Consider the following 13339-nt stretch of genomic DNA (forward strand, 5'->3'; position numbering starts at 1 on the left):
AGTGGGCGGCGGGCGCGTGACGAACCGCGCCTCCCGTCCGTGCAGACGACGGGACGGGAGGCGCGGTTCGTGCGTGCGACGGACTCAGACGCGTCCGCGGCGGCGGAGGCCGCGGGCGAGCCGCGACAGGCCCAGCAGGAGGAAGCCGAGCACCACCAGGCCACCCGCTGCCCCGGCGAGCGGGGCCACGTCGGCACCGGTGAACGCGAGCCCGCCGGACCCGGAACCGGTCCCGCTCCCGCTCCCGGACCCGTTGCCGCCGGTCCCGGGCGCGCCCGGCGTCCCGGGCGCACCGGGCGTTCCGGGTGTCCCAGGCGTCCCAGGCGTTCCGGGCGTCCCCGGCGTGCCGGGGCCACCCGGCACCGCGGCGTCGACCACGACCGCGACCGACTGCACGGCCGACGTCGCACCCGCCACCGTCTGCGTCACGCGGATCGTGTGCTGCCCGACCGCCAGTCGCAGGACGACCGACCAGGTGCCGTCCTCGGCCGCCGTCGTCGTGACGGGCGTGCCGTCGTCGGCGACGACCGTGACGGTCGCTCCCGGCTCGGCGGTCCCGGTGACCCGCCAGTCGACGGTCCCGGCGGCCGAGGCCGTCTGGTGCGCGCCCGGCGTGGGCGAGGTGACCGCGAGCGGCTCCACCGCGTCGACCACGATCGGGACCGGCTGCGAGACCGTCGTCGTGCCGTTGACGGACTGCGACGCCTCGATGGTCCACTCCCCCTCGGGGACGCGGTCGAACGTGACGCTCCAGTCACCGTCGGCGTCCGCGGTCGTGGTGCGGACCTGCCCGTTCGACAGGCGCACCGTGACGAGCGCTCCCGGTGTGGCGTGCCCGGTCACGGTGAAGCTGCCGGTGTCGCCGGTGCCCGTCGCGGGGATGAGCTGGCCGGGGACCGGGCTCGTGATGGTCACGTCGGTCGGCTGGGCGACCACGACCCGCACGGTGCTCGTCACCGGGTCGGAGGTCACGCCGCCGACGGTCTCGGTGACCGACACGGTGTGGGTGCCCGGCGGGACCCGGGTGACGGTGACGGTCCACGAACCGTCACCACCCGCGGTCGTCGTCGCGGTCCGGCCGTCGATGTCGACGGAGACCGTGGCGCCCGGCTCGGCGGTGCCGCTGACCGGGATCGACGTCGTGGCACCGGTGGTCGGGACGACCTGGCCGTCGGTCGGGCTGGTGACCCGGACCGGTGCGGCCGCGGCGACGGAGAACCCGACCTGCGGGGCGTTCGTCGTCGTCCCGCCGACCGTCTGCGCGGCGGTGATCGTGTGCGGGCCGGTGCCGACGTCCGGCACGGTGACGGCCCACTCGCCGTCGCCGTCCGCCGTCGTCGTGACCGGGGCCCCGCCGTCGACGCGGACCGAGACGGCCGCGTTCGGGGCGGAGACACCGGTGACCCGGACGTCCGTGGAGCCGCCGAGCACGCGGTAGGCGGTGCCGTTCTCCGGGGAGGTGACGATGATCGCGTCCACCGCGGCGACCTCCACCGTCAGGTCGCGCTCGATCGGCGACGACGTCGTGCCGTTCACGACCTGCGTGACGACGATCGTGTGGTCGCCGGCGTCGAGACCGGTGAGCTCGGTCGACCAGCGGCCGTCCGGGCCGACCGGGACCTGGACGGGGTCGCCGTCGTCGGTCACGATCCGCACGGTGCCGCCGGGCTGCCCCTGGCCGCTGACCGGGACGCTCGCGGTGGTGGTGCCGGCCGGCACGGTCACGGTGTCGCCGTCCGCCGGCGTGTCGACCGTCAGCGCCGCACCCGCGGCGACCGTGAACGTCGTCGAGACCGGCGCCGAGGTCGATCCCGCGACCGTCTGGGTGGCACGGACGGTGTGCTCGCCGGTGCCGAGGCCCTCGAGGTCGACGGACCAGGTGCCGGCGGCGGTCGCCGTCACGGTCCGGGGGTCGCCCCCGTCGACCGCCACCCGGACGGTCGCCAGCGGCTCGGCGGCGCCGTTCGCGGTCACGGTCGCGATCGAGTCCTGCTGCGCGACGCGCACGGTCGATCCGTTCGCCGGGGTGGCGATCGTGATCGGGTCCGCGACGAGCACCCGGATGCCGACGGTGACCGGGGCGGAGACGGTGTCACCGATCCGCTGCGTGACGCTGACCGTCGGGGTGCCGGCGGGCACGTCGGGCACCGAGACGCTCCAGTCGCCGTCGGTGTCCGCGGTGGTGGACTCGCTGCGTCCGCCGCCGAGGTCGACCACGACGGTCGCACCGGACTCCGCGGTCCCGCTGACGTCGACCGTGGTGGTCGCGCCCTCGCCGGCGACGGTGTACTCCTGGCCTGCCGTCGGTTCGGCGATCTCGACCGGGGCTCCGGCCTCGATCTCGAAGGCCGACTCGACCGGGGTGGTGGACGTGGACCCGTCGACCGTCTGCGTGACGCTGACGTCGTGCGTGCCGACGCCGAGGTCCGGCACGTCGACGCTCCACGCGCCGTCGTCACCGGCGGTGACCTCGACGGGGTCGCGGTCGTCGACGGTGACCGTGACGGTGGCGCCCGGCTGGGCGTCACCGGCGATCGTCACCGTGGTGGTGGCGTCGCCGTCCGCGACGGTGATCGGGTCCTCGCCGGGCTGGCGGACGGTCAGGTCGGCCGCGGCGACGACGGACACCGGTCGTGCGACCGCCGCGCTCGTCGTCCCGTTCACGGCCTGGGTGACCTCCGCCGTCCACGAGCCGGTGGGCACGTCCTCGACCGTCGTGGCCCAGTCCCCGTCGTCGTCGACCCGTGCCGTCGCGGTCCCGCCGTCACCGAGGTCGACCGTGACGGTCGCCCCGGGCTGGCCGGTGCCGGCGAACCGCACGTCGGTCGTGGCGTCGTCGTCGGCCACCGTCACGGAGGTGGCCCCGGCCGGGGTCGTCACCGTGAGCGGCGCACCGGCGCGGACCGACACCGCCGCGGTGACGGGTGCCGACGTCTGCCCGCCGACGACCTGCGTCGCGCGGACCGTGTAGTCGCCGACCGGGACGTCCGCGAACGTCGTCTCCCAGGCGCCGTCGGCAGCGGCGGTCACCTCGTCGGAGTCGCCGTTCGACAGCGTCACCGTGACGGTGGCCCCGCCCTGTGCCCGTCCCGCGGCCCGCACGTCGGCCGTGCCGGCCGCGTCGGCGACCGTCAGGACGGCGCCGTTCGTCGGAGCGGTCAGGGAGAGCGCGGTCCCGGCACGGACGGTGACGGTCTGTGCGGGACTGGAGGCGCTGGTCCCGCCGACCGTCTGGGTCGCGGTGAGCGTCGGGTCACCGACACCGACCCCGCCGAACGTGACCGTCCAGTCGCCGTCGCCGTCCGCGGTGGTGGTCGCCTCGTCGTCGCCGAGTCGCACCGTGACCGGAGCGTTCGGCTCGGCCGTCCCGGTGACCGTGACGTCACGCGTCGCGTCGGCATCCGGGACGAGCAGCACGGCGTCGGCGGCCGGGGTCGTCACCGTGACCGCGTCCGCGGCCTCGATCGTGACGGTGCGCGTCGCCGGGTCGGAGACCGCCGGGGACGAGACCGTCCCGGGCAGCGTCTGCGTCACCGACACCGGGTGCTCGCCGACCGCGAGGTCCGGGAAGGTCACCGACCAGGTGCCGTCCGGGGCGACCGTCGTCCGCTGGTCGTCCTCGCCGGTCGTGCTCGCGGTCACCGCGGCGCCGGGCTGGCCGGTGCCGGAGACCGTCACGTCACGTCGGACGTCGTCGCCCGCGACCGTGATCGGCGCCGTGCCGGGGGTGGTGATCGCGAGCTGCGCGGCCGTGACGACCTGGAACGTGGTCGGGATCGCGGTGGTGACCACGCCCTCGACGCTCTGGCTCGCGTTCACCGTGTACGTGCCGGTGGGTGCGAGACCGGTGGCGTCGACGCTCCACACGCCGTCGCCGTCGGCCGTGGTGGTGAACTGCGTGTCCGGGCCGAGCGAGACCGTGATGTCCGCGTCCGGCTCCGAGGTGCCGGAGATCGGGACGGTCGCGGTCGCGTCGCCGTCGACGACGACGAAGCGCGAACCGACGGCCGGCGAGTCGATCGCGACGGCGGTCCCCGGCACGACGGTGAAGTCGCGCGTCACCGTGGGTCCGGTCGTGCCGTTCACGGTCTGCACGGCGGTGACGGTGTGGTCGCCGATGCCGAGCTGCGTCGGGTCGGTCGCCCAGTTGCCGGAGCCGTCGGCGACCACGTCGACCGGGTCGCCGTCGTCGACCGTGACCCGCACGCTCGCACCCGGCTCGGCGGTACCGCGCACGACGACGCCGATCTGGCCGCCCGCTCCCGCGGGGACCTCCTGCGCGTCCGTGGGCGACTCGATCACCAGGTCGTCGGCGACGGCGATCGCGAAGTCCCGGTCGACGGCTGCGGACGTCTGCCCGCCGACCGTCTGCGTGACGCTCGCGGTGTGGTCGCCCGTGCCGACGTCCGGCAGGGTCACCGACCACGCACCGTCGTCGTCGGCGGTGGTGGTGACCGGGTCGCCCGTCCCGTCGAGGACGACGCTGATGCCGGCGCCCGGCTGCGCGGTGCCCGAGACGACGACGTCGATCGTCGAATCGTCGGTCGCGACGTCGGTCGTGCTGTCCTGGGTCGGCGAGGTCACGGCGAGCGCCGCTCCGGCGACGACCGTCACGACCTGGCGGACCGCCGGCGAGGTGGTCCCGCCCACGGTCTGCGTCGCCTGGATCGTGTACCGGCCGACCGGGACGTCCTGGACCGTGGCGGTCCAGTCCCCGTCGCCGTTCGCGGTCGCGGTGGCGGTCAGCCCGCCGCCGAGCGAGATCGCGACGTCGGCGCCGGGCTCGGCGGTGCCGGTCACGTCGAGGTCGGTCGTCGTGTCCGCGTCGAGCACGGTGACGGTGGCACCGGGTGCCGGGGCGGTGATCGCGATCGGGTCACCGGCGGCGACGGTGAAGTCGCTCGTCACGGGGCCGGAGGTCGTCCCGCCCACGGTCTGCCGAGCGGTCGCGGTGCGGTCGCCGACCGGGACGCCCTGGAAGGTCGCCTCCCAGTCGCCGTCGCCGGTCGCGGTCACCGTCGCGGTGAAGGACCCGCCGATGCCGACCGTGACCTGCGCGTTCGGTGCGGCGGTGCCGGACACCGTGACGGGCGTGGTCGAGGTCGGGTCCGCGACGGTGATCGTGCTGCCGTCCTCTGGCGCGTCGATCGTCAGCGCCGGGGCGGCCGTGACCGTGAAGGAACGTGTCACGGGGGCACTCGTCGAGGACCCGACGGTCTGCGTCACCTGGGCGGAGTACGACCCCGCGGGGACACCCGTCACCGTCGTCGACCAGGTACCGCCGGCGTTCGCCGTGGTCGTGGCCGTGCGGCCGCCACCGAGGTCGACGTCGACCCGGGCGCCGGGCTGCGCCGAACCGGAGAACGGCACGTCGCGGGTGGTCCCGGCGAGCGGGAAGTCCTGGCCGGCCGTCGGGCTGTCGACCGTGAGGCCGGCTGCGGCGACGACCCGGAAGGCCCGGGTCACGGGCGCCGAGGTGGTGTCCCCGACGGTCTGCGTCACGCTCGCGGTCGGTTCGCCGATCGGGACGTTCGGCACCGTGGTGCTCCACGCGCCGCTCGCGTTCGCCGTGCCGGTCGCGGTGAGGCCGCCGCCGAGGTCGACGTCGATGCGGGCGTTCGCGGTCGCGGTGCCGGTCAGGGTCACCGGCGCGGTGGTGCCGGTGGTCGTGAAGGTCTGCCCCGCGGTCGGCGTCGAGATGGTCAGGGCCTGCTGCGCGACGACCGAGAACTGCTGCGTGGCCGAGCCCGCCGCTGCTCCCCCGACGGTCTGGGTCGCGGTCGCGGTGTACGAGCCGGTGGGCACGTTCGCCACCGAGGTGGTCCACGTCCCGTTGGCCGCCACGGTCGCGGTGCCCGTCCGGCCGCCGCCGAGGGTCACGGCGATCGTGGCTCCGGGTTCGCCGGCGCCACTGACGGTGACGCTGCGGGTGGAGGACGCCGTCGGCACGCTGAACACCTGGTTCGCGGTCGGTGCCGTGATCGTCGGCGCGACGAAGGCCGACGCCCGCACGGTCGACGTGGCGAGGTCGACGGTGGCGACGTTCGCCCCCGGCAGGATCGACAGCCGCAGGGCGTGCACGCTCCGCGAGCCGGGGTCGTACCCGCGGCCGTCGCGGAACCCGGTCGTGGTGTCCTGCGCGTTGACGGTGAGGTCGACGACCTGGCGGAGGAGCAGGACGACCGGCGACAGCAGCGTCGCCACGGCTGTGGTCGTGGTGGTCAGGGTGGTGCCGAGCTGCGTGAGGGCGGTCCCGCCGATGATCGGCCGGAGCGCGGTCTGCAGGGTCGGGACGACGATGCCGGAGACGACCGGCGCGAGCACGGTGCCGAGGGGCAGCGGCAGGCCGACGAGGCTCCCCGATGCGGTGACGGTCGGGTTCGCCGTCGCGGTGCCGGCCAGCGCGCCGAGGGTCGTGTCGACCTGCAGACCGATCGCGGCCGCCGACTGCCCGAGGACGGTGGCGTTGGTGGCGATGTTCACGCGCACCGCCGTGGAGTTGATCGTGTTGACCACCGCCGTCTGCAGCGTGGTGGGCAGCTGCGTGCCGAGGATCGTGGCGATGCTCTGGTTGATCGAGTCCACCGCGACCGTCGTCAGCACCGGGGTGTTCGCGGGCTGGCCGTTGAGGGCCGTGAGCTTGTCGAGGTCCACCGTGATCGTCCCGGTCGCCGGGACGATCGTCACGGCGCCGTCCGTCAGCGGCTGCTGGAGGACCTGGGTGAGGGTGCCGTCGAGGTTGAGGTCCACGTTCGCGGTGATGGTGGTGCCGCTCACGTTCACCGTGCCGAGCAGCGCCTGGCGGAGGAGCGTCTGGATCTGGCCGGACACCGCTGCGGTGGTGCCCTGCAGCGCTCCCCCGGTGCCGAAGACGCCGTTCACCGAACCCGACACCGTGCGGAGCTCGTCGCGGAGCGAGGTCGTCAGCCCCTGGACGGCGGGGCTCGTCAGCGTGAGGTCGGCTCCGGCGATCCGGTAGTCGCTCGTGGTGCTGACCGTCGCGCCGCGCGTCGCGGACAGGGTCGAGGCGAGCGCCCCGACACGCAGCTGCGCGTTCGAGAGCACCGTCGTGTCGGCACCGACCCGGCTGAAGAGCGGGTTGAGGTCGAGCGTCGACGCCCCGGTGCCGATCCCGGTCCCGACGCCGATGCCGCCGTCGTTCGTCAGGAGGCCGGAGGACGCCGTCGCACCGTTCGCCGAGGTCGTCGCGTACTGGCCGGCCACCCCGAGGGTGAGGATGCCGTTCGCCCCGAGCAGGTCGATGTCGTTGCCGAGGTCCACCCCCACGGTGTTCAGGGCCTCGACGTTGAGCGGCTGGTTCGTCGTCCCGCCGCCGGTCGTCGCACCGCGTGCGGAGTAGGCGCCGCCGAGCTGGGCGATGCCGTCGACGTCCACGATGCCCGAGCCGCTGAGCAGGAGCCCCTCGGCCTCGGAGACGTCGGTCTGTGCAGCCGCAGCGGGTTGGATCGCCACGGTGGCGGCGAGGAGCGCCGTCACCGTGGCGATGACGCCGCCGCGCAGGAGGAGACGCCGATCGTCCGATGCTCGTCGTCGAGCTCGGCCGCCAGCACCGAAGATCCGTCGTGTCCAGTCGCCCGCCGTCGTGGGTACACGGGTACCCCGCAGCGACACGTGCCTGCGCATGCGTGTCTCTTTTCCTGGCGAGCGCGCTCGCCACCTGATCCGGAACTCCCCCGCTGGTGAGGCGGTGGAGCGTCAGGAGCCCTGGTTGGGGGTTCCTGAGGGCGATCTTTGCACACGATCAGGTTGCTGTCCGCAACCCGTTACGAAAGAGACACCGGGCGCACGAAAAGACTCCTCACGCACCCGCACCGGGACAGACACAGCCCCGGTTACCCTCTCCCGGGAACGGAAAAGACTCCTCACGCACCCGCCAGAGCCCGGTTACCCTTGCTGCGTTTCCGCCCTGGGGGAGTTGGCCTGGATGGCGTCACGTGAGGAGCCGCCGAGAAGTCTACCGGACGCGACGGGCAAGATCGGACACATGAAGATCGCCATCGCCGGAGGCCACGGCCAGATCGCCCTCCTCCTCGCCCGCCAGATCACCGACGCCGGCCACGACGCGGTCGCCATCGTCCGCAACCCCGCGCACGTCACCGACGTGGAGCAGCAGGGCGGACGGGCGATCGTCGCGGACCTCGAGCAGCTCGACGACGACGAACTCGGGCTCCGGCTGCGCGGGGTCGACGCGGTGGTGTTCGCCGCCGGGGCCGGTCCGGGGAGCGGCGCCGAGCGGAAGCTCTCGGTCGACCGGGACGGGGCGATCCTCCTGGCGGACGCGGCCGAGCGCGCCGGCATCCGCCGCTACGTGATGATCTCGGCGATGGCGGCGGACTCGTACGATCCCGAGCGTGCGGTCGTGCCCGCTCGGTCCGAGGCCGACGTCTTCCAGGTGTACCTCCGTGCGAAGGCCGAGGCGGACGCGAACCTGCGGGCGCGGAGCCTCCGGTGGACGATCGTCCGACCCGGGGGTCTGCTCGACACGCCGCCCCAGGGCACGGTCGACGTCGGCGCCACGGTCCCCCGCGGCACGATCCCACGCTCGGACGTCGCGGCGGTGGTGCTCCACGCGCTCCTCGACGACACCGCGGTCGGCGTGCAGTTCGAGGTCACGAGCGGCGACACCCCGATCCCCGCGGCGGTCGCGTCGCTCGGCTGACGCCCAGACGGCAGCGGCGTCGAACCACGGATCCGACATCGAACCGGGCGACGACGGTGGTTCGACGTCGGATTCGTGGTTCGATCGCGGCGCCGTGCCCGTCGCAAGCGCGCCGCCCGCGCCGCGCCCGCGCGGCGCCGCGCCGCGCGTCAGAGCGCGACCGCAGCCGACTGCCGGGCGATCTCCAGTTCCTCGTTCGTCGGGATCACGAGCACCGCGACGCGCGACGTGTCCGTGGAGATGAGCCGCGCCTCCCGAGATGCCAACTCGTTGCGGTCCGCATCGATCTCGATGCCCAGGTGCTCGAGCCCCGCGAGCACGCGCCGGCGCAGGAGCGCGTTGTTCTCGCCGACGCCCGCGGTGAAGACCACCGCGTCCAGCCCGCCGAGCTGCGCCGTGTAGGCGCCGACGTACCGACGGATCCGGTGCCGGTACACGGCGAGCGCTGCCTCGGCGACCTCGTCGCCGTGCAGCGCCGCGTCCTGCACGTCGCGCATGTCCCCGTTGCCGGTCAGGCCGAGCAGCCCGGACTCCTTGTTGAGCATGGTGTCGAGCTCGTCGAAGGAGAGCCCGGCCTCGCGGTGGAGGTGGATGAGGACCGCGGGGTCGAGGTCTCCGGAGCGGGTGCCCATCACGAGACCCTCGAGCGGGGTGAGGCCCATCGAGGTCTCGATCGAGCGTCCACCGTCGATCGCCGCGGCGGACGCCCCGTTGCCGAGGTGCAGCACGATCGTCTTGAGCTCAGCGAGCGGACGGCCGAGGAACTCTGCCGCCTGCTCGGACACGTACTTGTGGCTCGTCCCGTGCATGCCGTAGCGGCGGATCGCGTACTTCGCGGCGAGGTCGGCCGGGATCGCGTACGTGTAGGCGTGCGGCGGCATCGTCTGGTGGAACGCGGTGTCGAACACGGCGACCTGCGGCACGTCCGAGAAGACCTGCTTCGCGGCGCGGATGCCCTCGAGGTTCGCCGGGTTGTGCAGCGGCGCGAGGCTGTTCAGCGCCTCGATCTGCCGCTCGACCTCGTCCGTCACCACGGTGGCCCGGTCGAAGGTGGTGCCGCCGTGCACGACACGGTGGCCGACCACGGCGGGCGGGTGCTCGTCGAAGGACGGCCCGACCTTCGCGAAGGCGTCGATCATGGCCTGGAAGCCGGCCGCGTGGTCGGCCACCGGGGTCGAGTCGTTCGACGAGGACTCCCCCGTGAGCGCGTTGGTGTGCTTCCATGCCCCCGTCGACTCGCCGATGCGTTCGACGAGCCCGGAGGCGAGCGTGCGCTCCCCCTCGAGCTCGATGAGCTGGTACTTGAACGAACTCGATCCGGAGTTCACGACGAGGGCTGCGGTCACGGGATGGGTCACTTTCTCGGTCGGACGGGAGGCGCGGTGCGGGTCGCGCGGGTCAGCCCGCGTCGGTCGCGGTGCCGGCCTGGATCGCGGTGATCGCGACGGTGTTGACGATGTCGCCGACGAGCGCACCGCGGGAGAGGTCGTTGATCGGCTTGCGCAGGCCCTGCAGGACCGGGCCGATCGCCACGGCACCGGCCGAGCGCTGCACGGCCTTGTACGTGTTGTTGCCCGTGTTGAGGTCGGGGAAGATGAACACCGTGGCGCGACCCGCGACGGGCGAGTCCGGCATCTTCGTCGACGCGACCGTCGGGTCGGCGGCGGCGTCGTACTGGATCGGCCCCTCGACGAGCAGGTCCGGGCGGCGCTCGCGCACGAAGGCGGTGCCGGCGCGGACCTTGTCGACGTCCGCTCCCGAGCCGCTGTCGCCCGTCGAGTAGCTGAGCATCGCCACGCGCGGGTCGATGCCGAACTGCGTCGCGGTCTCGGCGGACGAGATCGCGATGTCCGCGAGCTGCTCGCTCGTCGGGTCGGGGATGACCGCGCAGTCGCCGTAGACGAGGACCCGGTCGGCGAGGGCCATCAGGAAGACGCTCGACACGATCGAGGTGTCCGGCCGGGTCTTGATGATCTCGAACGACGGCCGGATCGTGTGCGCCGTCGTGTGCTTCGCGCCGGAGACCATGCCGTCGGCGAGCCCGAGCTGCACCATCATCGTGCCGAAGTAGGACACGTCGGTCACGGTGTCGCGGGCGAGCTCGATCGACATGCCCTTGTGCGCCCGGAGGCGGGTGTACTCCTCGGCGAAACGCTCGCGGAGCTCGGGGTCGAACGGGGACACGAGCTGCGCGGCGTCGAGGTCGAGGCCGAGCTCGGTCGCCCGGGTCCGGATCGCGGCGGGGTCGCCGAGGATCGTGAGCTCGCACACCTGACGCTGCAGGAGCGTGGACGCGGCACGGAGGATGCGGTCGTCCTCGCCCTCGGGCAGGACGATGCGCTTGCCGTACCCGCGGGCCCGGTCGAGCAGTCCGTGCTCGAACATGAGCGGCGTCACGACCCCGGAGGGCGTGAGCTGCAGGCGGTCCCGCAGGGCGTCGGCGTCGACGTGCTGCTCGAACAGCGCGAGCGCGAGGTCGGCCTTGCGGGGCGAGTCCGCCGCGAGGCGTCCGCGGGTCTGGGTGATGCGGAGCGCGGTGTCGTAGGTGCCGAGGTCGTTCTGCGCGATCGGCAGCGAGCTCGACAACCCCTCGAGCAGGCGGGAGATCTGCGGTGCCGTCTCGAACCCGCCGTTGAGGATCACCCCGGCGAGGCTCGGGAAGGTCTCCGACTGGTTCGCGAGGAGCGTCGCGATGAGGACGTCGCTGCGGTCCCCCGGGACGACGACGATCCCGCCCTCGATCAGGCGCGGCAGGACGTTCTCCATGCTCATGCCGGCGACGACGGTGCCGAGGGCCTCGCGGTCGAGCAGCGCTTCGTCGCCGCGCACCAGGGTCGCCCCGGTGGCCTCGAGCAGGGCGCGGACGGTCGGGGCGACGAGGACGCGGTCCTCGGGGATGGCCCACACGGGCAGGTCGGGGTGGTCGTCGCTGACCGCCTGCCGGACGCTCGACACGACCGACGGCAGGGCATCGGGGTCGGCACGGTTCACGACGATGCCGAACAGCTGGGCGTGCGCGGCGCGGAGCTCGCTCGTCGTGACGTCGGCGACCTGGGCCATGTCCTCGGGGGTGCGGGCACCGCGTTCGGCGGCGTCGCGGCCACCGAGCACGAGCAGCACCGGAGCGCCCAGGTTGACCGCGACCTTGGCGTTGAACGACAGCTCCGTCGGGCTGCCGACGTCGGTGTAGTCCGACCCGAGCACCACGACCGCGTCGCACTGCCGCTCGACCTGGGCGAAGCGGGTGACGATCGTCGCGAGCGCCGCGTCCGGGTCGGCGTGCACGTCGTCGTAGGTGACGCCGACCGCGTCGTCGTAGGAGATGCCGACCGCGGTGTGCTGCAGCAGGAGCTCGAGCACGTAGTCCGGCTCGTCGACGGAGCGGGCGACCGGTCGGAACACCCCGACCCGTCCGACCGAGCGTGCGAGGGTCTCGAGGACACCGAGGGCGACGGTGCTCTTGCCCGTGTGTCCTTCTGCTGACGTGATGTAGATGCGGGTCGACACGCGTCCAGGGTAGTCGGCGCACACGGCACGACATCTGGGAGCCCCGGCACTTCCGACACGCGGTCGTGAGCACTCCGGAGAACCTGTACCATTGGGTGTCGTCGTCGGAAGACGGCGCCAGGAGAATTCGCCTAGTGGCCTATGGCGCACGCTTGGAAAGCGTGTTGGGTGCAAGCCCTCGGGGGTTCGAATCCCCCATTCTCCGCCACCAGTCCGGAAGCCCCGGGAACCGATCGGTTCCCGGGGCTTCCGTCGTCCGGGGCGCTCCAGCGCACTCCGGACAGGACGGTCCCCCACCCGGCGGACCCCGCCGAACCCCGTTCGCCATGGACTGGCCGGGAAACGATGCCGAGGGGTGGAACGGGCTGTCCCCGATACCCGTCGGTCGCCTAGACTGACCCGAAGGACGGCCCCGGGACGGGTCGGACACGGTGCACGGAGCGGCAGGGGCGCGCTCCCCGGGCGAGCGTCGAACGCTGCCCGGGCACCCGAGGGACGAGGAGTCCACGTGGGGGACCTGACGGCGCCGGCAGCAGCTCGGCCGAGCGCGACCGTGTACGACGTGGTCCTCCGGCCGCGTCGCTCGCTCGTGCGCTCGACGATCCTGAGCGTCGTGTTCTCGGCCGTCCCCCTCGCCGTCGCCCTCGTCTGGGTCTCCCTCCCGATGCGCCTCTGGCCGGTCGTCACGGGTGCGGTCATCCTGCTCGCGGCCGCCGTCGCCGTCGTCTTCGTGCGCCTCGGCACCGCGTTCATCGGCATCGACCCGGTGGCGATCACGGTGCGCGGCGTCCTCACGCAGAACCGTCGGGTGGACCGCGACCGCGTCCACAGCCTGGTCCTCGCCACCACGTACGGCAGCGCGGTCGAGCGCACGACGCGCGAGCTCATCGCCCTCGACGCCGCCGGCGCCCACCTGTTCCGCCTCCGCGCCGACACCTGGAGCGACGCCGGCATCGACAGCATCGTGGACGCCCTCGGCGTGCAGGTCACCGACGAGACCCGGCCGATGTCGATCCGCGAGTTCGTGCGGCGCTACCCGGCGAGCCGGTCCTGGTACGAGCAGCGCGGGGCGTACGTCGCCGTCGGTGCGGTGGCGGTCCTCGCGGTCGCCGGGCTGCTCGTGGTCGAGACCACCGGCCTCCTCGGCTGACC

The 13339-nt window shown here is 73.5% G+C and carries 5 protein-coding genes, 1 tRNA gene and 1 other RNA gene; 3 read left to right on the forward strand and 4 right to left on the reverse strand.

All coding sequences use genetic code 11. The features are described 5' to 3' along the window. Positions 1–84: 84 nt before the first annotated feature. Positions 85–7644 (reverse strand): choice-of-anchor G family protein, encoded by a 7560-nt coding sequence (locus tag WFH25_RS15695; protein WP_336698505.1) that lies wholly within the window; start codon positions 7642–7644, stop codon positions 85–87. Between the two features lie 227 nt (positions 7645–7871). Beyond that, positions 7872–7968: signal recognition particle sRNA small type (ffs, locus tag WFH25_RS15700), an RNA gene on the reverse strand. A 37-nt stretch (positions 7969–8005) separates the two neighbouring features. On the opposite strand from ffs, the gene WFH25_RS15705 reads away from it, so the two are divergent. After that, positions 8006–8680 carry an SDR family oxidoreductase gene (locus WFH25_RS15705; RefSeq protein WP_071302619.1) on the forward strand — a complete coding sequence of 225 codons (675 nt, stop codon included), beginning with the start codon at positions 8006–8008 and terminating at the stop codon, positions 8678–8680. A gap of 149 nt (positions 8681–8829) precedes the next feature. Here WFH25_RS15705 and WFH25_RS15710 read toward each other — a convergent pair whose 3' ends face one another. Both WFH25_RS15710 and pta read right to left on the reverse strand, forming a co-directional pair. Continuing rightward, the gene (locus WFH25_RS15710) at positions 8830–10026 is read right to left on the reverse strand and encodes an acetate/propionate family kinase (protein WP_336698507.1); all 1197 of its coding nucleotides are present in this window, start codon (positions 10024–10026) and stop codon (positions 8830–8832) included. A 52-nt stretch (positions 10027–10078) separates the two neighbouring features. After that, a complete protein-coding gene (pta, locus tag WFH25_RS15715; protein WP_071302617.1) occupies positions 10079–12187 on the reverse strand; it encodes a phosphate acetyltransferase in 2109 nt (702 codons plus the stop codon). Between the two features lie 120 nt (positions 12188–12307). Here pta and WFH25_RS15720 point away from each other — a divergent pair. Both WFH25_RS15720 and WFH25_RS15725 read left to right on the forward strand, forming a co-directional pair. Further along, a tRNA-Ser gene (locus WFH25_RS15720) sits at positions 12308–12395 on the forward strand. Between the two features lie 300 nt (positions 12396–12695). Next, positions 12696–13337, forward strand: coding sequence for a hypothetical protein (locus WFH25_RS15725; protein WP_070418396.1), 642 nt, complete (start codon positions 12696–12698; stop codon positions 13335–13337). The last annotated feature ends 2 nt before the right edge of the window (positions 13338–13339 follow it).

Source organism: Curtobacterium sp. USHLN213 (genome assembly GCF_037144815.1).
Lineage (GTDB): Bacteria > Actinomycetota > Actinomycetes > Actinomycetales > Microbacteriaceae > Curtobacterium.